The following is a 24,626-nucleotide window of genomic DNA, read 5'->3' as shown; positions in this document are numbered from 1 at the left end:
CGCTAGCGACGGACCCTGTCGTCCGACGGGCTCCAGCCCGGGCGGGCCGCCCGGCTTCCCGTGCGGTCGGACCGGCTGCGGTACACCACGTACGGGCGCCACAGGTAGAAGATCGGCACGCTCAGCACGTGCACGAGCCGCGTGAACGGCCACAGCGCGAACAGCAGCATCGCGACCATCGCGTGCGCCTGGAACCCGAACGGCGCGTCGACCATCAGCTCGGGCTTCGGCTGGAACAGGAAGATGCCACGGAACCACTCGGACACCCCGGTCCGGTAGTCGTAGTCGCCGTTGAGGTTGAGCACCGAGCCCGCCACCGTGTTCCACACCCCGAGCACGATCACCAGCGCGAGGAACAGGTACATGACCTTGTCCATCCGCGTGGTCGCGCTGAACACCGGGCCGACCGTGCGCCGCCGGTAGATGAGGAGCGTGAGCCCGACGAGGGTGCAGAACCCCGCGACGGCCCCGATCGTCACCGCCATGACGTGGTACAGCTCCTCGGAGATCCCGACCGCCGACGTCCAGCTCTCCGGGATGCCCAGACCCATCACGTGCCCGAGGAACACCGCCAGGATGCCGAAGTGGAACAGCGGGCTCCCCCACCGCAGCAGCCGGCTCTCGTAGAGCTGCGACGAGCGCGTGGTCCAGCCGAACTTGTCGTAGCGGTACCGCCACACGTGCCCGAGCACGAAGAACGCCAGGCACACGTAGGGGATGACCACCCAGAGCAGCACCCCGCTCATCGTGGCGCCGCCGCCATCGCGCCGTAGGGCTCGAGGCCCACCTGCTCCCCCGGAGGACCTTCCGCGGCCAGCCGTGCCACCGCCTCGCGCTCGTCGCCACGCAGCGGCGGGAGCGTCGAGCAGACGGCGGTCAGCGCAGCGGCCCACGGGGAGCCGCGGTCGACCAGGGCGAGCCGGAGCAGCTCCAGCCCGGCGCGGTGCTCCAGCAGCAGCCGGGTGCCCGCCTCGACGTCCGCGGTCGCGCTGAACTCCAGCACGACGCACAGGTGGTCGGGCAGCTCCTCGGCGCTGACCTCCAGGCCCGCCGCCCGGTACGCCCGCTTGAACGCGAGCAGCGCCATCCCCCGCTCCCGGGTGTCGCCGTACGCGTAGTAGGTCAGGTACAGGCAGATCTTGCGTCGCAGGTCGAAGGTGTCGACGTACTGCGCGGTCAGCGACGTGAGCGGGGTCGTCGTCAGGTGGTCGAGCAGGGGGTCGAACGCGCGGGTCCCGACGACGGCACGCAGCTCGGGCACCCGGGCGACCAGCTCCGCGGTGGGGTACTCCAGGAGGAGGGCCGCGACCCGGTGCGTCAGCGCCCGGGTGCGGGCGTCGTCGCGCGTCATGACGGGTCCTTCCGCTCGGGGAACAGACCGGGTGGTGGGGCGCCCTTGCCGTCCCAGTTGAGCAGGTTCACGCGCCCGCCCTGGCCACCGGTGGGCGTGACCTCGTCGGCGGTCTGCCGGTCCTTCAGCGCCAGGAAGTTCTCCACCGCCAGCGGGGTGTTCGACCCCGACCCCTCGCCGAACGGTCCCGAGCCGCCCATGCCCGGCCCACCCTCGTAGTCGAGGCTGCACTCGGTGGCGATCTCCTCCAGGCCGTGGGCGGCCTCCGCGTGCGCGGGCGGGATCACGTACCGCTCGTCGTACTTGGCGATGGCCAGCAGCCGGTACATGTCGAGCATCTCCTGCTCGGTCATGCCGACGGCTGCGGGGATCGACGGGTCGGCGTCGCGACCCATCGAGATGTCCCGCATGTAGGACCGCATCGCGGCGAGCTTCTTGAGCACGCCCGTGACCGGGACGGTGTCCCCCGCCGTGAACAGCTCGGCCAGGTACTCGACCGGGATGCGGAGCTGGTCGATGGCGGCGAACAGGTTGCCCTTGCCCTCGGCGTCCTCGCCGGTCTCCGCGACCGCGTCCACCACGGGCGACAGCGGCGGGATGTACCAGACCATCGGCATGGTCCGGTACTCCGGGTGCAGCGGCAGCGCCACCTTGTACGTGCTGATCAGGGACCAGATCGGGGACCGCTGCGCGGCCTCGATCCAGTCCCGCGGGATGCCCGCCCGCTCGGCCTCCCGCACCACGGCGGGGTCGTGCGGGTCGCAGAACACCCCGCGCTGGGCCTCCAGCAGGTCGTGCTCGTCCGTGACGGACGCGGCCGCCAGCACCTTGTCGGCGTCGTAGAGGACGAGGCCCAGGTAGCGCAGCCGGCCGACGCACGTCTCGGAGCAGACCGTCGGCAGGCCCACCTCGATGCGCGGGAAGCAGAACGTGCACTTCTCGGCCTTGCCGGTGCGGTGGTTGAAGTAGACCTTCTTGTACGGGCAGCCGGTGACGCACTTGCGCCAGCCCTTGCACTGGTCCTGGTCGACCAGCACGATCCCGTCCTCGGCCCGCTTGTAGATGGCCCCCGACGGGCACGACGCGGCGCAGGACGGGTTGAGGCAGTGCTCGCAGATGCGCGGCAGGTAGAACATGAACGTCTGCTCGAACTCGAGCGTGATCTTCGTGGAGACCCTGGCCAGGATCGGGTCGCTCACCGCCGTCGCGGCGCTGCCGCCCAGGTCGTCGTCCCAGTTGGCGCTCCAGCCGATCTGCATCGGTTCGCCGCTGATCAGGGAGCGCGGACGAGCCACCGGGGTGTGCTCCTGCAGCGGCGCCGTGGTCAGCGTCTCGTAGTCGTACGTCCACGGCTCGTAGTAGTCGTCGAGCGACGGCATCTTCGGGCTGACGAAGATCGTCGCCAGGTTCTTCAGCCGGCCGCCCGCCTTGAGCTTGAGCCGGCCACGCTTGTTCAGCGTCCAGCCGCCCTGCCAGCGCTCCTGGTCCTGGTAGGTGCGCGGGTACCCCTGCCCGGGTCGCGTCTCCACGTTGTTGAACCAGACGTACTCCGTGCCGGCCCGGTTGGTCCACGCCTGCTTGCAGGTGACCGAGCAGGTGTGGCACCCGATGCACTTGTCGAGGTTCATCACCATCGACATCTGCGCCATGATCCGCATCAGTACTGCACCTCCTGCGAGCGTCGGCGGATCACGGTGACCTCGTCCCGCTGGTTGCCCGTCGGGCCGAGGTAGTTGAACGCGAAGGTCAGCTGGGCGTAGCCACCGATGAGGTGGCTGGGTTTCATGAGGATGCGGGTCAGCGAGTTGTGGATGCCGCCGCGCTTCCCGGACGTCTCCGAGCGGGGGACGTCGATGAGCCGGTCCTGGGCGTGGTGCATGTAGACCGTGCCGACGGGCATCCGGTGGCTGACGATGGCGCGGGCGACGACGACGCCGTTGCGGTTGACCGCCTCGATCCAGTCGTTGTCCGCGACGCCGATCGTGTCGGCGTCCTGCTGGCTCATCCAGATGCCCGGACCACCGCGCGACAGGCTGAGCATCAGGAGGTTGTCCTGGTACTCGGAGTGGATCGACCACTTGTTGTGCGGGGTCAGGTACCGCACGGCGATCCCGAGCTCCCCGTTCGACCCGATCTGCGGCTCCCCGAACAGCGCCGCCATGTTCAGGGGTGGCCGGAACACCGGCAGGTTCTCCCCGAGCTCGGTCATCCAGTCGTGGTCGAGGTAGAAGTGCTGCCGGCCGGTCAGGGTGTGCCACGGCTTGAGGCGTTCGACGTTGATGGTGAACGGCGAGTACCGCCGGCCCCCGGACTCCGAGCCGGACCACTCGGGCGACGTGATGACCGGGGTCGGCGCCGCCTGGGTGTCCGCGAACGTGACCTGCTTGCCCTCGTGCTCGGCCGCGAGGTCCGCCAGCTTCCGCCCTGTGCGCTTCTCCAACGTGTGGAACCCCTCGGTGGCCAGGTGCCCGTTGGTGGTGCCGGAGAGCGCGAGGATCGCCTCGCAGACGTGCACGTCCCGCTGCAGCGACGGCCGCCCGTCGCCCGCACCCCCACGGACCAGCCCGTTCTTGTGGCCGAGGTAGTCGATGGGCTTCGTCAGGTCGAACGTGATGCCCTTGGTGGTCGCGCCCAGCGACGAGGCCAGCGGCCCGAGCGCGCCGAGCTTGTCCGCGACCGCCGGGTAGTCCCGTTCGACGACGACCAGCTTCGGCATCGTCACGCCCGGCACCGGGTCGCACTCGCCCGCCTTCCAGTCGCGCACGATCCCCGACGGGGTCGCCATCGCGTCGGGGGTGTCGTGGGTGAGCGGCACCGCGACGAGGTCCTGCCGGACGCCGAGGTGCGTCGCGGCCTGCGCGCTGAACGCCTTCGCGATCTCGTGGAACGCGTCGAAGTCGGTGCGGGTCTGCCACGGGGGCGCGATGGCCGGGTTGAACGAGTGCACGAACGGGTGCATGTCCGTGCTGCTCAGGTCGTACTTCTCGTACCAKGTGGCCGCCGGCAGGACCACGTCGCTGAACACCGTCGTCGAGGTCATCCGGAAGTCGAGCGTCAGCAGCAGGTCGAGCTTCCCGCGAGGCGCCTCGTCCCTCCAGACCACGTCGCGGGGCCGGTGCTCGGGTGGTGCCTCCTGCGCGCGCAGAGACGAGTCGGTGCCCAGCAGGTGCTCGAGGAAGTACTCGTTGCCCTTGGCGGAGCTGCCCAGCAGGTTGGACCGCCAGATGGTCAGCACGCGCGGGAAGTTCTCGGGGGCGTCGGGGTCCTCGCCGGCGAACCGCAGCGACCCGTCCTGCAGCGCCGCGGGCACGTACTCGCCCGCGGGGGCGCCCGAGGCTGCGACGTCGTCGGCGAGCGTGAGCGGGTTGCGGTCGAACGTGGGGTAGCTCGGCATCCAGCCGAGGCGGGCGGACTGGGCGAGCACGTCGGCGGTCGTCATCCCCGCCCACAGGCCTCCCGCCTTGTTCGCCGCGAGCGCGTCGGCCCCGAAGTGGTCGTACCGGAACTGGTCGGTGTGCAGGTACCAGTACGCGGTCTGGATCATGTTGCGCGGCGGCCTGGACCAGTCGAGCGCGTTGGCGTACAGCCCGTACCCCGTGATCGGGCGGACCTTCTCCTGGCCCACGTAGTGCGCCCACCCGCCACCGTTGACGCCCTGCGTCCCGCACAGCGTGGTGAGCGTGAGGAACGCACGGTAGATCGTGTCCGCGTGGAACCAGTGGTTGGTGCCGGCGCCCATGAGGATCATCGACCGGCCCGTCGACTCCTCGGCGTTCGCGGCGAACTCCCGGCCGATCTTCTCGGCCTTGCGGGCGGGCACCCCGGTGATCGTCTCCTGCCAGGCGGGCGTGCACGGCGAGGACGCGTCGTCGTACCCCGTGGGCCAGGTCCCCGGCAGCCCGTCGCGGCCGACGCCGTACTGGGCGAGCAGGAGGTCGAACACGGTGGTGACGGTGCGGCCCGCCACCTGCCGCGTCGGGACCCCGCGCACGACGCTCCCCGCGGACCCGTCGACCGCGTCGAACCGCGGGAGCGTGACGGCCGCCGTCCCGGAACCGTCGCCCGCGGCGCTGAGCTGCGGGGACACCGACGCGAGGTCGAGGTTCCAGCGGCCCTCGCCCTCGGCCCCGAACCGGAACCCCAGCGAGCCGTTGGGGACCACCGGCTCCCCCGTCGTCTCGTCGAGCAGGACCGTCTTGAACTGCGCGTTCTCCGACGTCTCCCCCAGGTCGGCGGCGGTGACGAACTTGCCGGGGACGAACCCGGCCTGCCCTTCCTGGTCCGGCTCCAGCGCGACCAGGAACGGCAGGTCCGTGTACTGCTTCACGTACCGGTCGAAGTACGGCGTGGTCCGCTGCACGAAGAACTCCCGCAGGATCACGTGCCCCATCGCCATCGCGAGGGCGCCGTCGGTGCCCGGGGCCGGCGCCAGCCACTCGTCCGCGAACTTCACGTTGTCCGCGTAGTCGGGCGACACCGCGACGACCTTCTGCCCCCGGTACCGCGCCTCGACCATCCAGTGCGCGTCCGGCGTCCGCGTCACCGGCACGTTCGAGCCCCACATGACCAGGTACCCGGCGTCCCACCAGTCCCCCGACTCCGGCACGTCCGTCTGGTCCCCGAACACCTGCGGGGACGCGACCGGCAGGTCCGCGTACCAGTCGTAGAACGACAGCATCGGCGCGCCCAGCAGGGCGTAGAACCGGGCACCGACCCCGTGCGACACCATCGACATCGCCGGGATCGGTGAGAAACCCGCGATCCGGTCCGGGCCGTGCTCCTTGATCGTGTGCACGTGCGCGGCGGCGACCATCTCGACCGCCTCGGCCCACGACGCGCGCACCAGCCCACCCTTGCCGCGCGCCGCCTTGTACCGCGCCGCCCGCACCGGGTCGCCGACCACGTCCGCCCACGCCAGCACGGGGTCGCCCAGCCGCGCCTTCGCCTCACGGAACATCTCCAGCAGGACGCCGCGGACGTACGGGTACCGGACGCGCGTCGGCGAGTACGTGTACCAGGAGAACGCGGCGCCCCGAGGACAGCCGCGGGGCTCGTACTCCGGCCGGTCCGGGCCCGTCGACGGGTAGTCCGTCTGCTGCGCCTCCCACGTGATGATGCCGTCCTTGACGAACACCTTCCACGAGCAGGACCCCGTGCAGTTCACGCCGTGCGTGGACCGCACCACCTTGTCGTGGCTCCAGCGGTCCCGGTAGAACGTGTCCGCGTCCCGACCGCCGATCTGGTGCAGCGTGCGCAGGTCCGCCGACACCTCGTTCTTCCGCAGGAACCGCCGCGTCCGCAGCAGCGCCTCGACGACCCCCTCGTCCAGGCCAGGCCGGCGTCCCTGCTCGATCGTCATGTCGGCTCCTCAGGCGGTGGTGACCTCGGCGGCACGTGCTCTGGCGGCCCGGCGGACCGGACCCCAGGTGAACCAGGCGACGCCGAACGCGCTCACGGCGAGCAGGACGTACCCGAGGCTGTAGTCGCCCACCTGGTCGTAGACCGCCCCCATGACGAGCGGCGGGAAGAAGCCGCCCAGGCCGCCGGCGGCGCCGACGATGCCGGTCACCGCGCCGACCTTGTCCGCGGGCGCAACCTGCGCGACCAGGGCGAACACCGCCCCGGAGGACGCGCCGAGCGCCGCGGCCAGGCCGAGGAACGCGATCGTCGCGCCGGGGACGAGGGGGAGCTCGAGCGCGGCGACCAGCGCCAGGACCGCCGCTGCGACGAACGACACCATGAGCACCGGGACCGGGCCGACCCGGTCGGACAGCGTCCCGCCGACCGGTCGCATCACGACGGCGAGCACGACGAACCCGGCGGTGCGGGCTGCGGCGTCGCTCGCCGACAGGTCGTAGGCGTTCACCAGGTACGTCGGCAGGTACACGCTGAACGCCACGAAGCCGCCGAAGCCCAGCGCGTACAGCAGCGAGAGCTGGCCCGTCGCGGGGATGCGTGCCGTCGCCCACGTCCGGGCCAGGAACGAGCCCTGCGGTGCCGGTCGGCCCGGCTTGTCCCGCAGCAGCAACGCGGCGACCACCGCGTACACCGCCAGCACGCACGCGACCAGCACGAACGGCGCCTCGGCACCGTACGTGTCCGTGATCCACACGGTGGTGAAGGCGGAGATCGCGGTGCCGCCCATGCCGAGCCCGAAGATGCCGAGCGCCGTCCCCCGTCGCTCTGGCGCGAACCACGCGTTCACGGCCGGCACCCCGATGGCGAACGTCGTGCCGCCGAGCCCGAGGAAGAACCCGCCCACCAGCATCGCCGGGTAGGTGTCCGCCACGAACCCGATGAACAGCACCGGCAGGATGGTCAGCAGCGTCACCGCGGGGAACATCTTCCGGGCACCGATCCGGTCCGTCAGGGCGCCCACGGGGATCCGGCCCAACGACCCCACGATCACCGGCACCGCGACCAGCACCGACTGCTGGACCCCGGTCAGACCGAGCGCCTTGCCGTAGGAGCCACCGAGCGGGCTGATCAGCGCCCACGCCCAGAAGTTGACCAGGAACCCGATCGTCGAGACGACCAGCACCCGCACGGCGGTCCTGCTGTCGGCCTGCTCCACCATGAGACCCCCCGAGCTCGGTCCGGCGTCGTCGCGCGGACCTGGTGTCCTTCGGAAGTTACCAGGTGCTCGAGAGCACCACCCGGGACCTTCGGCCCTGATCCGGCGTCACCGGCTCCGTGCCGACCCGCACGCGTCGGCCTGCCGGGCACGCCGGTAGCGTGACCGCATGACCGACGGGCGGCCCGCACCGAGCGGACGAGGCAGCGGCGGCGCCGTCGGACCTGTCGCGCGGGCCGTGCTGCGGGACGTCGGCCGCACCGTCGCGCACGCCGACCTCGCCATCGCGTACTGCGCCACGGTGACCGTGGTGACCCTGCTGGTCATGCTCCAGCCCGAGGAGCGCACCGCCGAGATCCTCGCCCGGGTCAGCGGCAACCTGGACAACCTGCGCGCCGAGCCGGTCCTGTCGATGCTGGGCAGCGCGTTCGTCGTCGAGAGCATCTGGGGTCTCGCGCTCGTCGTGCAGCTGCTGGTGGTGCTGGCGTACCTGCAGCGGTTCGTGGGCCGGCTCGCGTCGCTGGTCGTCGGGCTGGCCGGTCACGTCGGCGCCGGGCTCGTGGTCGCCGCCGGGCTGGCCACCGGGATCTTCCACGGGTTCGTCGACGAGAGCGTCGCCTCGACGACCGACGTCGGCGTGAGCTACGTGATGGCCGCGGCGATGGGGTTCCTGGTGCTCGCCGTGCCACCGCGCTGGCGCTGGTGGTACCTGGGCGCGACGGCGGTCTACTGGCTGCTGCCCGGCGCGATCAACCGCACGTTCACCGACGCCGGCCACGCGAGCGCGCTGACCATCGGTCTCCTGCTCGCCCTCGTCGCGGCCCGCGCCGTCGCTGCGGACCACCGCCGGGCCGCGCGAGCCTGAGCAGGCCTGCTCAGACCTCCCCGGGGAGTGCCGTCCGGATCACGATGCGCGTCCACGCCCCGAGGTAGAGCCGGTCGCCGTCCTCGATCTCCCGGCGCTGGCCGGCGGGGATCGGGGTGGTCGGCAGCGGGTCGCCCGCGCGGCTGACGTACGTGCCGTTGGCGGACTGCAGGTCCTCCACCCACCAGCGCTGACCGTCGGTGTTCAGCTGGCAGTGCCGGCGGGAGACGCCCGAGTCCGAGCCGCAGTCGACCGCGGGGTGGATGTTCCGGGACGCCGACGGGCGCCCGACGAGCACGCTGCGCTCTCGCAGCGGCACCAGCCCGGGCAGGCCGGCCGACGGCATCGGGTCCTCGGCCTTCTGCACCGCGTACCAGTCGGGGTCGACCCAGATCTCGGCGACCCAGGAGTCCTCGCCGTCCGGGGCGGGGGTCGGGAGGGCCGCGGAGGAGGGGTCCGTCGTGCCGGAGCCGGACTGCGGCGCGGGGGTGGCCACGGGCACGGGTGCCGAGAGGGGCGCAGGCCCGTCGTCGCCCGCGGGCGGCGTGGCCGGGGCGGGCCGGGCGATCGGCGCCGGCGGGGTCAKCGGCGCTGGAGCGGTGCCCGTCGTGAAGTCGTAGCCGCACACCTCGCAGAACAGGGCGAGCGAGGAGGCGGGCGCCCCGCAGTGCGGGCACGTCGTCGCCGTCCCCGCCGAGGCAGCGGGTGCCGGGGCCTCGACCACGACGGCCGCCTCGATGGGCGAGCCGCAGACGTCGCAGTAGTCGGTGGAGGTGGACGGGTGGCCGTTGGGGCAGGTGACGGTGCTCACCGGCGGACCCGGGTGGTCTTGGTCGAGGCCGTGTCGAGCGCCATCTCGTCGAGCTTGTCGGTGTTGCGCTTGAGCCGCACGGTGCCCTGTTCCTCGTCGTCGATCTCGACCACGCGCCGCAGGCGGGAGGTGGCCTCCTCGTTGCCCGTCTCGGCGGCCAGCTGGACCGCGCGGCCCAGCTTCACGGTCGCGGTGGCCTCGTCGCCGGACGCCTTCGCGGCCAGCCCCTCCTGGATGACCGACGCCAGCTCGGCCTGGCCCGTGTAGTGCGCGACCTCGGGGTTGATGCGCGCGGTCAGCGAGCTGTCGTCGGACCAGCGCGCCTTGACCAGCCCGGAGGCCAGCACGTCACCGCCGACCGCGATCTGCACGCGCGCCGCCAGCTGCTCGGAGCCCACAGGCTTCGACGCCACCCGGACCGCCACGTGGTAGTCGCGGGACTCGTCGCCCCACGCCCCGGTCGGGTACGCACCGGTCAGGGCGTTCACCTCGGTGCGCCGCGCGGTGAGGTCCTCGACGGTCGGGGCGACCCGGCGGACGAACAGGACCTGCGCACCCTGCGGCGCCCACACCCGCAGCTCCGCGTCGGCCACGCCCTTCGACATGGACTCGTTGACCAGCGCCTTGAAGTCCGCCGCGATGTCCGCCGGGTTGCGGATCAGGTCGACGGTGCCCAGCAGCGCGGTGGCRATCTCGCGCAGCTCGGCGACCTCCCAGCTGGAGCCGACGCCGCGCGCGTCGCACTGGAAGTGCCCGGTCACGTCGTAGATMGCGCTCGAGAGCTCGGCGCGCGGCTCCGACTCGTTGCGGCCGTCGGTCAGCAGGATCGCGTGCTTCTGCGCGACCTGCGGCACCTCGGCGAAGATCGCGTCGGCCAGCCGCAGCCACGTGCTCATCGCGGTCCCGCCCGACGGGCGCATGTACGAGATGGCGCGCTTGGCCTCCTCGCGGGCGCCCGGCTCCATCTGCACGATCGCGACGGGCGCGTTCGGGTACGGGAAGGCGCGGTTGGCCACGTGGCTGCCGCCGATGACCGCGAACCAGGTGCCGTCGGCGATCTGGTCGACGGCCACCTGCGCCGCGTACTTGGCGGCGTCGATGTTCGGTCCGCTCATCGAGCCGGACGTGTCGATGATGACGATCTCCGCGACGCCGCCGCTGCTCGTGGCGGCCGTGCCCGCCCCGGAGCTGGTCACCGTGACGATCGCGTGCACGTCCGTGGCGCCGTCGGAGAGGAACTCGTTCTGGAACACCTCGGTACGGAAGTCGGCCACTGTGGCTCCTCGATCAGCGTGCGGGCGGTGCCGCGTCGGCCAGTACGGCCTCGTCGGTGTGGACAGTATCGACGGGTGCCGCGACGCGGGCCAGCGCCGCGGTGATGTTGTCGTGCCCGCCCTGCTCGTTCGCCCAGCGGACGAGCTCGGCGGCGATGACGTCGGGGCTCGTCCCGACCTGCGCGACGGTGCGGTGCAGCAGGTCCGCGACGTCGGCGGCCTCGGAGCAGTAGTTCCAGAGGCCGTCGGAGCACGCGAGCACCCAGCCCGGCCCCTGAGCCCGGGTCGTGCCGGTGCCGGGCACCACGGTCTCGGCGTCGGGACCGAGCCACCGCGTGATGGCGTGCCCCTCGCGCGACGCCTCGGCCTTCGCGCGCGACATGCCGCGCGCGATCATCTCGTTCGCCGCGGAGTCGTCGACGCTGACCTGCAGGGCCGCCCCCTCGTCCGGCAGCCAGTACACCCGCGAGTCCCCGAGCCAGCCCGCGACGACCGTCGGTCCGTCGACGACGGCGGCGACGAACGTGCACGACGGCGGCTCGACTCGCCCGGTCGTGTCCCCGACGGCGTCGGTGATGGCCTGGTCGGCCGCGGCCGCGGCGGTGACCAGGAGGGCCGACCACGCGCCGACGGTGCTGCCCGCCGGGCCCGTGACCAGGACGTCCCGTGCGGCGCGCGCCGAGGTGAGGCTCGCGATGTCGGAGTCCGGCACGTTCGACACCCCGTCGCAGACGACGAGGACGGCCGTGGGACCGCTGACCCCGAGCGCCATCGCGTCCTCGTTGCGGGACTTGCGCCGGCCGCGGTCGCTGACACCGCCGACCAGCGCGGACGGGAGCTCGCTCCAGTGGTCACGCTCGCTGACGGCCTTCTCGCCGCAGCTCTCGCAGTACCCGTCGTCGGCGATGGTGCCGCCGCACGCGCGGCAGACCGGAGCCGTCGCGGGCTGGTCCGGGACGATCTCGGCGACCGCCGGTGCCGGGTCGACGGCGCCGAGGGGCGCGCCGCACTGCTCGCAGAACCTCGAGCCGTCCTCAGCGATCGTGCCGCACGCGGCACAGGTCACCACGTGGTCMACCGACGGACCGCGTTGGCCTGGTCGACCAGCGCGATGCGCTCGTCGTGGCTGTCGTTCAGCACGGCCGACTCCCGCAGCGCCGCCTCGAGGGCGTCGCGCAGCTCCGGCTCCTTGGCGGGCACGCCGCCCACCTCGACGTTGCGCGGACCGGCCTTCAGCACCGCCGCGAGCGCCGACCCGAGCACGTCGACCCGCAGCGCGGCGCGCACCCGCGGCTCGATCGAGACGGTCTGCACGCTGGCCAGCGCGTCGGACAGCGCCGTCAGGTCCCCGCTCGACGTCGCCAGGATCTGCGCCCGCATCATCCGGGCGTCGACGTAGGAGCTGCGGGTGGCGGTCACCAGGTCGAGCGCCGCGAGCGCACCCTTCAGGTCCCCCCGCGCGCGGCGGATGCGGGCCAGCCCGAACGCGGCCGGAGCCGTGTAGTTGGCGTCGGAGCGCGCGCAGATGATGTAGAGCGACTCTGCGATGTCCGGCTCGCCGCTCAGCTCGCAGGACGTGGCCAGCGCGAGCTTCGGCGCCAGCTCGCCGGGCACCTGGCCGTAGACCGCGTTGAACGAGGCACGGGCCGCGACGGGGTCGCCGGTGCTCAGCTGGGCGAGCCCGCCCAGCCAGGCGGCACGCCACTCCCACGGGTCGTCCTCGAGGATCTGGGCGATCGTCTGGTCGACCAGCTGCTGCTCGCCCGCCTCGATCGCCGCGGTGGTCCGGCGCAGCCGGACCTCGACCGTCTCCTGCGGCGCGTCGGCCAGGGCGGCGATGCGCTGCTGCGGGTCGCTCACGTTGACGCCCGCCAGCCAGCTCGCCGCCGGGTCGCTCGCGTCGACCTTGAGCGCGGGCAGCTGGTCCCAGGCCAGCGGGTGACCGGCCTCGTCGGACGTCGGCGCCTCGAACAGGACGGAGGCGGCCGAGTGCAGCGCGGGGCTGCCCGGACCCCGATCGGTGGCGACGACCTCGCGCAGGACACCGAGGACCTGCGCGCGGAGCTCGTCGACCGTGGCGAACCGGTCCGACGGGTCGAGCGCGCACGCCTTGGCCAGCAGCCGGTAGAACGAGTCGTACGTCTGGAACACCGGGGTGTCCGCGACCGAGGGCAGGGACGCCACGTAGGTGCTCGTGTTGCCGCGGAAGTCGAGCACCAGCGTCGCCAGGGTGCGGCCGATCGTGTAGATGTCGGACGCCACGGACGGCCCGACCTCCGCGACCTCGGGCGCCTGGTAGCCGACGGTGCCGAAGATCGCCGAGTCCAGGTCGTCGATCCGGCGCACGCCGCCGAGGTCGATGAGCTTGACGGCGTCACCCTGCTGGATCACGTTGTCCGGCTTGAAGTCGCAGAACAGCAGCCCGACGTCGTGCAGGTACGCGAACGCGGGCAGGATCTCCAGGACGAACGCGAGCGCCTGGTCCACCGGCAGCGGGGTGTTCACGCCCGCGGCGGCGTCCCGGCGGTCCTGCAGGATCTGCTTGAGCGACCGTCCGCCGACGAACTCCATGACGGTGTAGCCGGCGCCCTCGTGCATGGCGAAGTTGTAGATCTCGACGATCAACGGGTGCTCGACCTCGGCCAGGAACTGGCGCTCGGAGATCGCCGCCGCGTACGCGTCCGGGTCCCCCGAGTTCAGCAGGCCCTTGAGCACCACCCAGCGCCCCGACACGTTGCGGTCGCGCGCCAGGTAGATCCAGCCCAGACCACCGTGCGCCAGGCAGCCGACGACCTCGTACTGGCCGCCGACCACGTCACCCGGGTTCAGCGCGGGCGTGAAGTCGAAGTGGTTGCCGCACTTGGGGCAGAAGCCGGCGGTCCGGCCGGGCACCCCGTCGCGCGAGCGGCCGACCTCGGCGCCGCACGCCGGGCAGAAGCGCTTGCGCTCGGGCACCTCGGCGACGGCCATGACCGCCTGCAGCGGGTCCTGGACCGGGGCGGCCGGCACGGTCGTCAGACCGGCGCCGAGCCGCGCGCCGCGCAGCCGGGTCGAGGACGTGCCGACGCGACGGGTGGGCCGCGAGCCTCCGGTCGCTGCGGTGCGGGCGGACCCGAGCGCGGCGGTCGCCAGCCGGCTGGAGCTGGTCCGGCCCGTGCGGGTGGACCGTTCGGTGTCGGGGTCGGCGGCGGCCGCGGAGCGGTCGGGGCTCGCCTGCGCGACCCCGGTGCCCAGCAGCGACGTCGCGGACGCGGGCGCGGCTCCCCCGGCGCCGGCGGCCTGCGGCGAGCCGCAGACGTTGCAGTAGCCGTCCTCGTAGGTGCCGGTGCAGCCCGGTTCCGTGCAGGCGATCATCGTCGTCCCTCCTGACCCACCGTGGGCAGGTCTCGGGTGAGGTACTCGTACTGCTCCACGAGGAAGCGGGTCAGGGTGATGTCACAGGGTGTCGCGGCGACGACGGCGCGGGCCTCGTCGTACCCGGACCGGACCGTCGGGGAGGAGCTGCGGCCGTTCGCGTCGGCCGCGGCGCGCGCGCCCTCGAGCCGGTAGCGCAGCTCCGCCCGCTCGCGCAGGGGGGCGCTGTAGGCGTCGGCCACGGCGTCGAACGCCCGCCCGACCGCCGCGAGCCGGTCCACGAACGCGTCGAGCTCCGTCCGTGTCTCCGGCACCTCGCCCAGCCGGGACACGTCCGGCACGGCGAGCCTGGGCGGGTGCGCGATCTCGCGACGGCACCGGTCCGCCAGCTGGTGCAGCGTCGGCTCCCGCAGCTCCAGGGCCGCCATCGCGGCGCGCGCGTCGGTGCGGCCCTTCTCCAGCGTGCGCCGCTGGGACACCTGCACGATGAGGTCGCGCTCCGCGAGCGCCGCGCGCGCCTCGAGCTCCGCGAGCGGTCCCGAGATGTCGGCGCCGCGGGCCGCCTGCGCGACCAGCTTCTGCTCCCGCGTGCGCAGGGTCGCGACGAGCTCGCGCGCAGCCGTGTCGAGGCCCGCGAGGTCCTCGGCCCGGACCAGCCCGGCGCGCAGACCACGCAGCCGCGCGGCCTGGTCGGCCGTGTCCGGGTCGAACGACAGGCGCGCCCGGACCTGGGAGATCATCGCGTCGCACAGCGTCACGGCCTCGACCAGGGACACCAGCGCCGCACCCAGACCCGAGTCCAGCCGCCCCCAGACCAGCTGCGACATCTTCTCCCGGCCCACCGCGTCGGCCCGGCCCGAGTCCCACACGGCGACCAGCTCGTCCGTGCGGGACCGGATCGCCTGCCACATGGTCAGGGCGAGCAGGACGTCGTCGGTGTAGCTCTCGGAGGCGGGCGACGCCTGCGCGGCCTGGTCCAGGCGGTCCAGCTCCGCGCGGCGGTGCGCCAGCCACGCCTCGAGCCCGCTGAGGTACCGGAGCAGCTGGGGCGCGGGGATGGGCTCCCCGAGCCTGCCGGGCGCCTCGGGCGCGTCGGGTCCGCTCACGGGCTGCCGACCCGCCCGTACACCGACACCGGCGGGACGGGGGCAGCGCCGAGGTCGCCGAGCCACGTCGAGTAGGAGGCCGCCCAGGAGCCGTCCGCCTTCGCCTGGTCGAGCACGCCGTTGACGAGCTGCACCAGGTCGACCTGGTCCGCGGCGGCACCGATGCCGTACGGCTCGGCGCTGAACGGCTCACCGACGACCTTCGCGTACGGGTCCTGCGCCACGAAGCCGGCCAGGATCGTGTCGTCGCCCGTGATGGCCTCGACCTTGCCCTGCTGGAAGAGGACCAGGCACCCGGTGTGCGTCGGCGCGCTGACGGCCTCGACCCCGGGGTACGTCTCCTGGAGCCGCTCCAGGGTCGTGGTCCCCTCCGGGGCGCAGACGCGCTGGTCGCCGAGGGCTTCGAGGTCCTCGATGCTCGTCGCCTCCGAGTCGCGCGTGACCAGGACCTTCTGACCGGCGGTCAGGTACTCCGCGGAGAACGCGATGGTCTCCCAGCGCTCGCAGTTCATGGTGAACGTGCGGGCCACCAGGTCGACCTCGTGGTTCTCCAGCACCTCCAGCCGCTGGGCCGACGTGATCACGCGGATCTGCAGGGGTCTCGCATCACCGAAGATCGCGGCGGACACGGCCTTCAGCATGTCGATGTCGAAGCCCTCGATCTGCCCGGACAGCGGGTTGCGCGAGCCCATCAGCAGGGTGTCGGCCGAGACGCCGACGTGCAGGGCGCCGCGCGCCCGGATGGCGTCCACGCTCGCTCCGCCGGGTCCCGGCGCGTAGGACATCGTGGACTCGTTGGCGTCGTCGCACACCGTCGCGGCGGGCAGCGCGACGGAGGCCGCCGCCTGCTGCTGGGCCGCCGGGGCGGCAGCAGGTGCTCCCGCGCAGCCGGCGAGCAGGGCGAGCGAGGCGATCGCCGCCCCGACGGCGGTGCGGGAACGTGTCGTGGTCACCGGTACTCCTCCACTCGCTTCGAGATCCCTCGCCAGGACAGGACCGCCGCCAGCAGCCCGACGACGAGCATCAGCCAGCCGACCCGCACCACGGCTCCGCCGGCGCCGGACAGGCCCGTGTTCGTCTGCTGCGCGCTCGCGTCGAGGCTGCTCTCCGCGGCCGTCGAGAACGTCTCGAACACGTCGTTGGGCGCACCCGGCTCGTCGCTGATCGCGAGGGCGACCGCGCCGTCCCAGTCGCCGCCGTCGTCGAGCGCCCGGATCTCGGCGTGCGCCGCGAGCCAGTCGTCGAACAGGGACGCGAGCGCAGGGTCGACGGTCCCCCGGGCCAGCAGGTCCGCCGCCTCGGTCGTCTCGGCGACGAACTGCTCCTCGTACGCCGCACCGGAACCGCGCTTGATCAGCGTGAACGACTCCATCGACTTCGCGTTGTTGGCCAGCGAGTACGCGCTGGACACCGACACCGTCTCGTCGTACGGGCCGTTGCGGACGTCCGTCGCGCGCTGCGCCGTGGTTCCCAGCACGAAGGCTCCCGCGACGCCCGCGCCGAGCGCGAGGACCGTCGCCCAGAACAGACCGGCGTTCAGCCGGCGGTGCGTGCGCTTGGCCAGCCACACCTGCACGACGACCAGCACGGCGAGCGCGAGGATGCACAGCGTCAGCAGCCACGGCACCGAGCCGACGGAGTCGAACGACGCGTCCACCCGGTCGCTGTTGACCTGCACCAGCTCGTCGAGGTGCGGGATCACGTCGCTGCGCAGGACCGCGGACGCCTGGTCGAGGTAGGCGGCGCCCACGGGGAAGCCCTGCCGGTTGTTGGCGCGCGCCTGCTCGACCAGCCCGGTGTACGTCGTCAGCCCAGCGGTCGCCTCACCCAGCAGCTCGGCGTCGGCGGCGTTGGAGCCCGCCAGCCGCGCGAGCCCGTTCGCGGCGGACGCGACGGCCTCGTCGTACCGGGCACGCTGCTCCGCCGGCTCCAGGCCGCCGACGAGGAACGCGTTCGTCGCGGTGGCGTCGGCGACCACCAGGTCGTTGCGGACGTCCTGGATGCCGACCAGCTGGGCCGTGTCCGCGTCGGCGTCGGACAGCGCCTGCGACTGCGCGAGGCCGGCGTTCAGGCCGACGATGCCCACCACGGCGGCGGCGATCACGGCGACGACCCCCGCGATGCGCAGGCGTTCCGGCGACCGGGTCAGCGCGTTGGGCGTCCAGGCGCGGCGCGCCGGGGACGGCGGCGCCGGCGGCGGGGCGATGGTCTGCGTCACGCGGACTCCTCGATGTGGTCGGGCTCGGCAGCCTGCTCGGGTTCGTCGGCCCGCTCGGGCTCGGCAACCTGCCCAGGTTCGGCTGCCTGCTCAGGTTCGTCGGCCCGTTCGGGGTCGTCGGCCCCCTCGGGCTCGTCGGCCTCCGGGACCAGGTCCTCCGGGAGGATCAGCCGCAGCTGGTCCACCGTCGGTTGCTCAACGTCCCGCAGCCGCCAGGCGTGCCTGGTGATCGCCTGGTCCAGCACGTTGCGGGCGTAGCGGCCGTTGCCGAAGCCCTCGTCACGGATCTGCAGCGAGGCCAGCTCCTCGAACCGCGCCAGGCACTCCGGGGTCGGCTCGAAGTCGGCCTTGGTGGCGGCGCGGGCGAAGATCTCGCGCAGCTCGGTGTCCGTGTAGTCGTCGAACTCGACGGTCGTCGAGAACCGGCTCTCCAGCCCGGGGTTGGTGGCCAGGAACGTCGCCATCGGCCCGGGGTAGCCCGCGACGATCACCACGAGGTCGTCGCGGTGGTCCTCCATGTCCTTGACCAGCGTGTTCACGGCCTCCGCGCCGTACTGGTCCTCGGCCAGCCCGTAGGCCTCGTCGACGAACAGGACGCCGCCCAGCGCGGTCGCGACCACCTCGGACGTCTTGACGGCCGTCTGCCCCAGGTACCCGGCGACGAGCTCGGACCGGTCGACCTCGACCAGGTGCCCCTTGCTGAGCAGCCCGAGGGCGCGGTAGATCCCCGCGACCAGGCGCGCGACCGTCGTCTTGCCGGTCCCCGGGTTGCCCAGGAACACGAGGTGCCGGGTCAGGGTCGGCGCGGTCAGCCCGGCCTCGGTGCGCAGGCGCTCGACCCGCAGCAGCTGCGTCTGCTGCCGGATCTCGGCCTTCACGCGGTTCAGGCCGACGAGCGCGTCGAGCTCGGCGAGGAGCTCCTCCAGCGTCCTGGCGGGCTTCTCCTCGGTCCCCGGAGTCGCCTCGGGCTGGGACGTCGTGGCGGCAGCGCCCCCGTGGACGGGCACCAGACCCGCGTCCCCCGTCCCGGGCAGCGGCGGCAGGGCGAGCGCGGACAGGTCGAACGCCGCGGGGTCGACGCGAGGCAGGTCGAACGCGGACGGCGGCTCGGTGGACGTCGTCGCGACCGTGCCGTGGACCGCGGCACGCTGGACGGCGGCGGTCGCGGAGGCGCGCGCGATCACGTCGATCGGCGCCGGCCCGAGGTCGCACGCCGCGGAGACCACGTCCGCGAGCGCCACCGCGTACGGCTCGGCGTGCGGGGTGCCGACGAGCCCGGTCAGCAGGTCGGTGGGCGCCGAGCGCCAGCGGCGCGCGCTGGACGCGGCCGCGAAGAACGCCCCGAACGTCGCGTCGGGTGCACCGACGGCCGCGAGCCACCCGGTGGCCGCCCCGGGGACCGACTCCGCGACGGCGGCCGCGAGCCGTGCGCCCTCGTCGCGGACGGCGGCGTCCTCCAGCCCGGCGGCGGCACCGACCGTCGCGAGGGCGTCAAGCGCTGCGGTCAGGGTCGGGGGCGCTGTCACGGTCGTTCCACCTGCGGGGTGTCGAGGCCGGCCTCGGGGGCCAGCGCGAGGGACGAGCCGCCGAACTTCTCGGCGAGGAACGCGCCGTGCGCCACGAGGGCGTTGGCGTCCTCGCGGGAGACGGCGTCGGAGATCTTGTCCAGCGTGACCCCGAGCAGGTCGAGCTGGTCGCACAGCACCATCAGCGACGTCTTCCCCTTGGACACCACCCGGCGGTCGGCGAAGTCCCGCGGCAGCCGCAGGTAGCCACCGACGGCCTCGGGCAGGTAGCTGGTGGCGGTCGCGACGACGGTGTGCGCCTGCTGGCTGCCCGCACCGAGCCGGTCCAGGCGTGGCGCCATGTCGTCGACGGTCCGGGTGATGCGCAGGACGCGCGCGGTCACCGCGGCGGGCACCCTGCCCGCGATCTGCTGCTCGACCTGGTGCGCGGACGCGAGGATCTCGGCAGTCGTCGGCGCGGGAGGTGCCGGCGGGACCTCGGGCTCCTCACGCCGCCCCAGCAGGCGTGCGATCCAGCTCATCTGTGGCGCCTACCCGAGCCTCTGCTCACCCAGGCCGCTCAGCTCGTGCCGAGGTCGAGCGACCCGCTGGCCACGTCCGTGGTGTCCGCGCGCTTGACCCGGTCGAGGTAGGTGCGTGCCTTCGTCGTCTCGGTCTCGAGCACGCCGATGGTGGTCGCCATCGAGTCGAGCGCCTTGACCTTGAACGTGTCGATCGAGTCCATGGTCGCGTAGATGTCCGAGAACGCCTGCTGCAGCTGCGGCAGGCCGACGGTGGCCTGCGCGGCCTGCTCCTGGATCCCCGCCGACTGCTCCTTGAGCATCTTGGCCGTCGACGCGATGAGGCCGGTCGTCGTGGTGTTCAGGGCGGTGATCTGGTCGAGGACGAGCCGCTGGTTGTTCAGCGCCTGGGCCACGATGACCGCGGTGCGCAGCGCGGCGACGGTGGTGGTGGTGGCCCGGTCGACGCCCTTGATGAGCTCGATGTTGTTCTTGATGATGATGTCGATCGCGAGGTAGCCCTGGATCGAGACGGCCAGCTGCGTGAGCAGGTCCTGGTGCTTCTGGCGCACGTAGAACAGGACGTCCTCGCGCAGCGCCTTGGCCCGCGCGGGGTCCGTCGCATCCAGCTCGGCGACCGTCGTCGACAGGCGCGTGTCCAGCGACTCCGCGACGTAGATGTACTGGTGCAGGCGGGCCATCGTGTCCCAGAGGTGCTGCTTCTCCAGGTTGAGCGCGGCGTTGTCCTTGCGCAGCTCGTCCTGCCCGTTGTAGAGCGCGCGGACGATGGCGTCGATCTGCTTCTGCGAGCTCTCGTAGCGGCGGAAGTAGTCGGTGATCGAGTCCCCGAACGGGATGATCCCGAGCAGCTTCTTGCCGATCGTGGCCTCGCTGGGGTCCAGGCTCTCGACCGTCTTGCGCAGGTCCAGCAGCGACTTGCTCACCTGCGACGTGCCGGACACGCCGCCCTCGCGCAGCTCCTTGACCGGCATCTGGAGCAGGCGGTTGGACGTGTCGGCGGCGGCGCGGATGTCGGCGTCGCCCATGAGGCGGATGTCGTCGGCCTTGCCGGCCATCTCCGGGGAGCCGATCTGCGCCGCCCTCAGCCCGTCGACGTAGGCGTTGACCTTCGCGTCCAGCCCCGGCAGGGCGGCCTCGGGGATCTGCGGGGCCATCGCCGGGGCGGCCGTCGTGGCCACGGGCGCGACCGGGGCGGGCGCCTCCAGGGCGAACACCGACTGCGGTGCGGGGGGCTGCAGGGGGGCTGCGTCGGTCATCGTCGTCCTTCACGTCCAGCTCGGCGCAGAGGGCGGTTCGCCCGCGTCCTCAATGGTCATCAACGAAGGTCATGTAATGGTCAAGTCGTCCTCACGGGACACTACCATCCAGCGCGGTTCGTCCAGCGCCCGTCCGGGCACACCAACCGATCTCTGCCAGGCTCCGTTCTTCTGGTGTGAGCACACGACAGACGCGGGCAGGGGGCCGATGAGCGCGCGGTGGGAGGGCCTCCTCGAACAGCTGGTCCAGGAGCGGTGGTCGACGCTGCTGGCGCGAGCCACGCTCCTGGCCGCCACGCCGTCCGACGCGGAGGACCTGGTCCAGGACGCGCTCGTCGCCACGTTCTCCAGCCGGGCCAGGTTCACCTCCCTGGCCCAGGCGGAGACGTACGTGCGCCGGGCCATCGCGACGCGCTCCATCGACCGGGCGCGCAGCGCGGCCAGCGAGCGGAGCGCGACCGACCGGGTCGCGGGCCGGCCGGGGCTGCCGGTCGAGACGACGCTGCCCGGGCTGGAGGTCGACGTCCTGGCGGCCCTCGCGCGGCTGACCCCACGGCAGCGCGCGTGCGTCGTGCTGCGGCACGTCGAGGACCTGTCGGTGGCGCAGACCGCCGAACAGCTCGGACTCAGCCAGGGCAGCGTCAAGCGCTACACCTCGGACGCCGCCGCCGCGCTGCAGCGCTGGCTCGGCACCACCACGGACCCCGGGTCCGACGACCACGAACGACCGACCGTGCAGCTCGTCGACGGGCGCCCGACGACGAAGGGGGACCGGTCATGACCGACCTCGGACAGCTGCTGGCCGCCACGGAGACGGCCGTGGCCCGCGCCCGGACCGACGCGGCACCGCCGCCCGACGCCCTGACCGGGACCCTGCGGCGCGTGCGCCGGCGCCGCGCCGTCCGGCACTCGGCCGAGTCGGTGGCCGGCGTCGCCCTGGTCGGCGTGCTCGGTGCGACCGCGTGGCTCACCACGCACCCGACGAGCCCCCCGGCCCCGGCCAGCACCATCCTGCCGACCGCGAGCAGCACCCCGACACCCACCGCTGTCGCCCCCGCGGTGCCCGCCGTCCACGTGGCCACGCCGTTGCCCGTGCCCGCCGGCCTGATCGAGTCCGCCACCGCCGGGTGGATGCTCGCCAACGACTTCCAGGTGCGGGCCGGCGTCGACCCGTACAAGGCCACGGACGACGACTACCGCACGTGGCTCGTGCTGGTCTCCCCCACCGGCGAGCGGCACCCCCTGCTCGAGATCGTGAGCGACCGGGTCGGGGTCGGGACCTACTCGTGGACCGCCGGCCAGCCGCTGGTCGTCGCGACCACCTCGGACGCCTCGGTGAAGAACTCGCAACCCACCGTCGGTCTCCTCGACCTGCGCACGGGCGACCTCACCCCCTGGCCCGACGTCCCCACCTCCGCCTCGTGGATCGGCGCGGGGCGCGACGAGTCGACGGTGTGGTCCTCGCTGCGCCTGTGGGCGGACAGCGACTACCCGGAGGGGTTCACGACCCCCCTCGAGGGTGCTCCCGAGGCCCATCTCCTGGTGCGGGCGGCGGACGGCACGCAGCGCGACCTCGGCCCGATCGGCGACTCCCGGGAGGAGACCTCCGTGAGCCCGGACGGGACGTGGGTCTCGACAACCACGCCCGACGGGGCGCTGCTGCTGGTCGACCTGCGCTCCGGCGCCCGCGAGCCGGTGACGTCGGCGCCCGCGGACCGTGCCTGCACCGTCGGCGGCTGGTCCGGCCCGCACGAGCTGCTGCTCTCCTGCGGGGTCCCGGCCGACCTCCTGGGGATCGACGCGACGAAGCCGTCGTCGCCGCCGCGCCAGGTCGGGACGTCCGAGCACACGGTCGTCGACGCGACACTGCTCGGGGACGGGCGCGTGGGCGTCGGGATCCTCACGCAGGAGGCCCCGTGCAACGTCGGCGGCGACCCCGCCGTGCTCGCCGACGGGGCGGTCACCCCGCTCACCGGCCAGTGGGGGCCGTTCGACCACGCGTACGGCGTGCACTTCGGCGGGGGCGCCGTCGTCACCGACCTCAACGGCTGCTACGTCGGTCACGGCAAGGCAGGGCGGCAGCGGGTGGTCCGCACGGACGTGACGACGGGAGCGGTCGTCGAGCTCGCCCTGCTCCAGGGAGAGGTCACCGACGACGGGTTCGACCGCTGGCTGCACGGCTGGCTCGTGGGCAGGTGATGCCGACGGTGGCGGTCGTCCGACCGACGGGGGAGAATCGCCGCTCCGACGAGCACGGAGGTACCTGTGACCACGGACGACCGCACTGATCCCAAGGCACCCATCGACGAGCGCCTCCGGCGCCTCGGCATGGCGAAGGACCTGCAGCGCGCGATGGCGGCGGGCATCGGCCGGCTGCCGGTGAGCGAGGAGCGGAAGAGCTCGCTGACGTCGACGAGCGCCACGGCGGTGGTCGTCGTCGGGGAGACCACCGTGGCGCTGGCCAAGGGTGCCGTCGAGGCGGGCAAGGGCGCGGTGACGGCCGCCAAGGACGGCACCGAGGCGTTCCAGCGGACACGTCAGGCTCAGGCCACGGCGTCCTTCGTGGTCCCGGAGCCTCCCGTCGAGGACGTGACGAGCCGCCTGGAGCGGCTGAGCCGGCTGCACCACGACGGGCACCTCGACGACGTCGAGTACGCCGAGGCCAAGGCGAAGGTCATCGCCGGCGACTAGGTGTACTCGGCCAGGACGTTGGTGACGTGGTTGGCCGTTGACGTGAGGAGAACCTCCGGTTGGGCTGTGGCTTGTCGAAGGCCCACTCCCACCCGGAGGTTCTCGTGCCTCACGCTAACGCCAAGCTCAACCACAACGGCCGCCAACTCCTGATCGATCGCGTTGTGCACCAGGGGCGCCCGGTCGCCCATGTCGCCCACGAGCTGGGGATCTCCCGGCAGACCGCCTACCGCTGGGTGCGCAGGTGGCGCACCGAAGGGTCGATCGGGCTGGTGGACCGGTCGTCGCGGCCGCGGTCGAGCCCCACCCGCACTCCGTGGGCGGTCGAAGAAGCGATCTGTGCCGCACGCACACACCATCGGTCGGGCCCAGACGTGCTCGGGGCCGACCTCGGGGTGCCGGCGCGCACGATCACCCGCGTGCTGCGCCGACGCGGGATGCCACTGCTGCGCGACCTGGACCCGTTGACCGGGCAGGTGATCCGGTCGAGCAAGACGACCGCGGTCCGCTACGAACGCGACCGGCCCGGCGAGCTGGTCCACGTTGACGTCAAGAAGCTCGGCCGGATCCCCGACGGCGGCGGCTGGCGTGCTCTGGGCCGCGACGCCGCCGAGCGGCACCGGGACACACCAGTGGGCTTCGACTACGTGCACTCGATGGTCGACGACCACTCCCGCCTCGCGTACTCCGAGGTTCTGACCGACGAGAAGGGGCCCACCTGCGCCGAGTTCGTGAGCCGCGCCGCGGCTTACTTCGCCGAGCACGGCATCACCAGGATCGAGCGCATCATGACGGACAACGCGTGGGCCTACCGGTGGTCGTTGCGTGCCGTCGCTGCGGACCTCGGGGCGAAGCAGGTCTTCATCCGGCCGCACTGCCCCTGGCAGAACGGCAAGGTGGAGCGCCTGAACCGCACCCTGCAGACCGAGTGGGCCTACCGGCAGGTCTTCACCAGCAACGCCGAACGTACCGCCGCCCTTGCCCCCTGGCTCGAGCACTACAACACTCGACGACGCCACAGCGCCCTCGGAGGCCTCCCACCGATCAGCCGACTGTCACCAACGTGACGGCCGAGTACA

At 72.8% G+C, this 24,626-nt stretch carries 20 protein-coding genes; 5 read left to right on the top strand and 15 right to left on the bottom strand.

Features of this window, described 5'->3' with window-relative positions; genetic code table 11:
• Positions 1 to 2 precede the first annotated feature (2 nt).
• From narI to ACXJKF_RS19280, 5 genes are read right to left on the bottom strand one after another with little or no spacing between them, the layout of a single operon-like run.
• Positions 3 to 746, bottom strand: coding sequence for a respiratory nitrate reductase subunit gamma (gene narI, locus ACXJKF_RS19300; RefSeq protein ID WP_456789346.1), 744 nt, complete (start codon positions 744 to 746; stop codon positions 3 to 5).
• The gene (gene narJ / locus ACXJKF_RS19295; RefSeq protein ID WP_456789345.1) at positions 743 to 1,351 is read right to left on the bottom strand and encodes a nitrate reductase molybdenum cofactor assembly chaperone; all 609 of its coding nucleotides are present in this window, start codon (positions 1,349 to 1,351) and stop codon (positions 743 to 745) included. The genes narI and narJ overlap by 4 nt, the downstream gene beginning before the upstream one ends.
• Positions 1,348 to 3,009, bottom strand: coding sequence for a nitrate reductase subunit beta (narH, locus tag ACXJKF_RS19290; RefSeq protein ID WP_456789344.1), 1,662 nt, complete (start codon positions 3,007 to 3,009; stop codon positions 1,348 to 1,350). Before narH ends, narJ begins: the two co-directional genes overlap by 4 nt.
• Positions 3,009 to 6,710 carry a nitrate reductase subunit alpha gene (locus ACXJKF_RS19285; protein WP_456789343.1) on the bottom strand — a complete coding sequence of 1,234 codons (3,702 nt, stop codon included), beginning with the start codon at positions 6,708 to 6,710 and terminating at the stop codon, positions 3,009 to 3,011. The genes narH and ACXJKF_RS19285 overlap by 1 nt, the downstream gene beginning before the upstream one ends.
• Before the next feature lie 9 nt (positions 6,711 to 6,719).
• The gene (locus tag ACXJKF_RS19280) at positions 6,720 to 7,928 is read right to left on the bottom strand and encodes an MFS transporter (RefSeq protein ID WP_456789342.1); all 1,209 of its coding nucleotides are present in this window, start codon (positions 7,926 to 7,928) and stop codon (positions 6,720 to 6,722) included.
• Positions 7,929 to 8,094: 166 nt separating this feature from the next.
• Between ACXJKF_RS19280 and ACXJKF_RS19275 the strand changes: the two genes are divergently transcribed.
• Positions 8,095 to 8,790: a rhomboid-like protein gene (locus ACXJKF_RS19275; protein WP_456789341.1), complete on the top strand. Its 696-nt coding sequence runs from the start codon at positions 8,095 to 8,097 to the stop codon at positions 8,788 to 8,790.
• A 10-nt stretch (positions 8,791 to 8,800) separates the two neighbouring features.
• On the opposite strand, the gene ACXJKF_RS19270 is transcribed toward ACXJKF_RS19275, so the two are convergent.
• Genes ACXJKF_RS19270 through ACXJKF_RS19225 form a run of 10 tightly spaced genes read right to left on the bottom strand, consistent with a single transcriptional unit; the run spans position 8,801 to position 20,856 of the window.
• Positions 8,801 to 9,601 (bottom strand): FHA domain-containing protein, encoded by an 801-nt coding sequence (locus tag ACXJKF_RS19270; protein ID WP_456789340.1) that lies wholly within the window; start codon positions 9,599 to 9,601, stop codon positions 8,801 to 8,803.
• Complete coding sequence (locus ACXJKF_RS19265; protein WP_456789339.1) at positions 9,598 to 10,875, bottom strand: vWA domain-containing protein; 1,278 nt, start codon at positions 10,873 to 10,875, stop codon at positions 9,598 to 9,600. The genes ACXJKF_RS19270 and ACXJKF_RS19265 overlap by 4 nt, the downstream gene beginning before the upstream one ends.
• 13 nt (positions 10,876 to 10,888) lie before the next feature.
• Entirely contained in the window at positions 10,889 to 11,944 is a 1,056-nt protein-coding gene (locus ACXJKF_RS19260; protein ID WP_456789338.1) for a PP2C family serine/threonine-protein phosphatase, read from the bottom strand.
• Positions 11,938 to 14,229 (bottom strand): tetratricopeptide repeat protein, encoded by a 2,292-nt coding sequence (locus ACXJKF_RS19255; RefSeq protein ID WP_456789337.1) that lies wholly within the window; start codon positions 14,227 to 14,229, stop codon positions 11,938 to 11,940. The genes ACXJKF_RS19260 and ACXJKF_RS19255 overlap by 7 nt, the downstream gene beginning before the upstream one ends.
• On the bottom strand, positions 14,226 to 15,335 hold the full coding sequence (locus tag ACXJKF_RS19250; protein ID WP_456789336.1) for a hypothetical protein: 1,110 nt from the start codon (positions 15,333 to 15,335) through the stop codon (positions 14,226 to 14,228). The genes ACXJKF_RS19255 and ACXJKF_RS19250 overlap by 4 nt, the downstream gene beginning before the upstream one ends.
• Complete coding sequence (locus ACXJKF_RS19245) at positions 15,332 to 16,288, bottom strand: glutamate ABC transporter substrate-binding protein (protein ID WP_456789335.1); 957 nt, start codon at positions 16,286 to 16,288, stop codon at positions 15,332 to 15,334. The genes ACXJKF_RS19250 and ACXJKF_RS19245 overlap by 4 nt, the downstream gene beginning before the upstream one ends.
• Complete coding sequence (locus ACXJKF_RS19240) at positions 16,285 to 17,553, bottom strand: hypothetical protein (RefSeq protein WP_456789334.1); 1,269 nt, start codon at positions 17,551 to 17,553, stop codon at positions 16,285 to 16,287. The genes ACXJKF_RS19245 and ACXJKF_RS19240 overlap by 4 nt, the downstream gene beginning before the upstream one ends.
• Positions 17,550 to 19,079: an AAA family ATPase gene (locus tag ACXJKF_RS19235; RefSeq protein ID WP_456789333.1), complete on the bottom strand. Its 1,530-nt coding sequence runs from the start codon at positions 19,077 to 19,079 to the stop codon at positions 17,550 to 17,552. The genes ACXJKF_RS19240 and ACXJKF_RS19235 overlap by 4 nt, the downstream gene beginning before the upstream one ends.
• A complete protein-coding gene (locus tag ACXJKF_RS19230; protein WP_456789332.1) occupies positions 19,076 to 19,600 on the bottom strand; it encodes a hypothetical protein in 525 nt (174 codons plus the stop codon). Before ACXJKF_RS19230 ends, ACXJKF_RS19235 begins: the two co-directional genes overlap by 4 nt.
• Before the next feature lie 38 nt (positions 19,601 to 19,638).
• Complete coding sequence (locus ACXJKF_RS19225; RefSeq protein ID WP_456789331.1) at positions 19,639 to 20,856, bottom strand: toxic anion resistance protein; 1,218 nt, start codon at positions 20,854 to 20,856, stop codon at positions 19,639 to 19,641.
• 208 nt (positions 20,857 to 21,064) lie between these two features.
• On the opposite strand from ACXJKF_RS19225, the gene ACXJKF_RS19220 reads away from it, so the two are divergent.
• From ACXJKF_RS19220 to ACXJKF_RS19205, 4 genes are all read left to right on the top strand, one after another.
• Positions 21,065 to 21,637 carry a sigma-70 family RNA polymerase sigma factor gene (locus tag ACXJKF_RS19220; RefSeq protein ID WP_456789330.1) on the top strand — a complete coding sequence of 191 codons (573 nt, stop codon included), beginning with the start codon at positions 21,065 to 21,067 and terminating at the stop codon, positions 21,635 to 21,637.
• Complete coding sequence (locus ACXJKF_RS19215) at positions 21,634 to 23,055, top strand: hypothetical protein (RefSeq protein WP_456789329.1); 1,422 nt, start codon at positions 21,634 to 21,636, stop codon at positions 23,053 to 23,055. The genes ACXJKF_RS19220 and ACXJKF_RS19215 overlap by 4 nt, the downstream gene beginning before the upstream one ends.
• A 66-nt stretch (positions 23,056 to 23,121) precedes the next feature.
• Entirely contained in the window at positions 23,122 to 23,547 is a 426-nt protein-coding gene (locus ACXJKF_RS19210; RefSeq protein WP_456789328.1) for a hypothetical protein, read from the top strand.
• A 104-nt stretch (positions 23,548 to 23,651) separates the two neighbouring features.
• Positions 23,652 to 24,614, top strand: coding sequence for an IS481 family transposase (locus ACXJKF_RS19205; RefSeq protein ID WP_456789327.1), 963 nt, complete (start codon positions 23,652 to 23,654; stop codon positions 24,612 to 24,614).
• Positions 24,615 to 24,626 lie beyond the last annotated feature (12 nt).

This window comes from Cellulomonas sp. P5_C5, from assembly GCF_054049655.1.
Note: the sequence above shows the minus strand (reverse complement) of the source record. Positions and strands in the feature narration are given on the sequence as shown.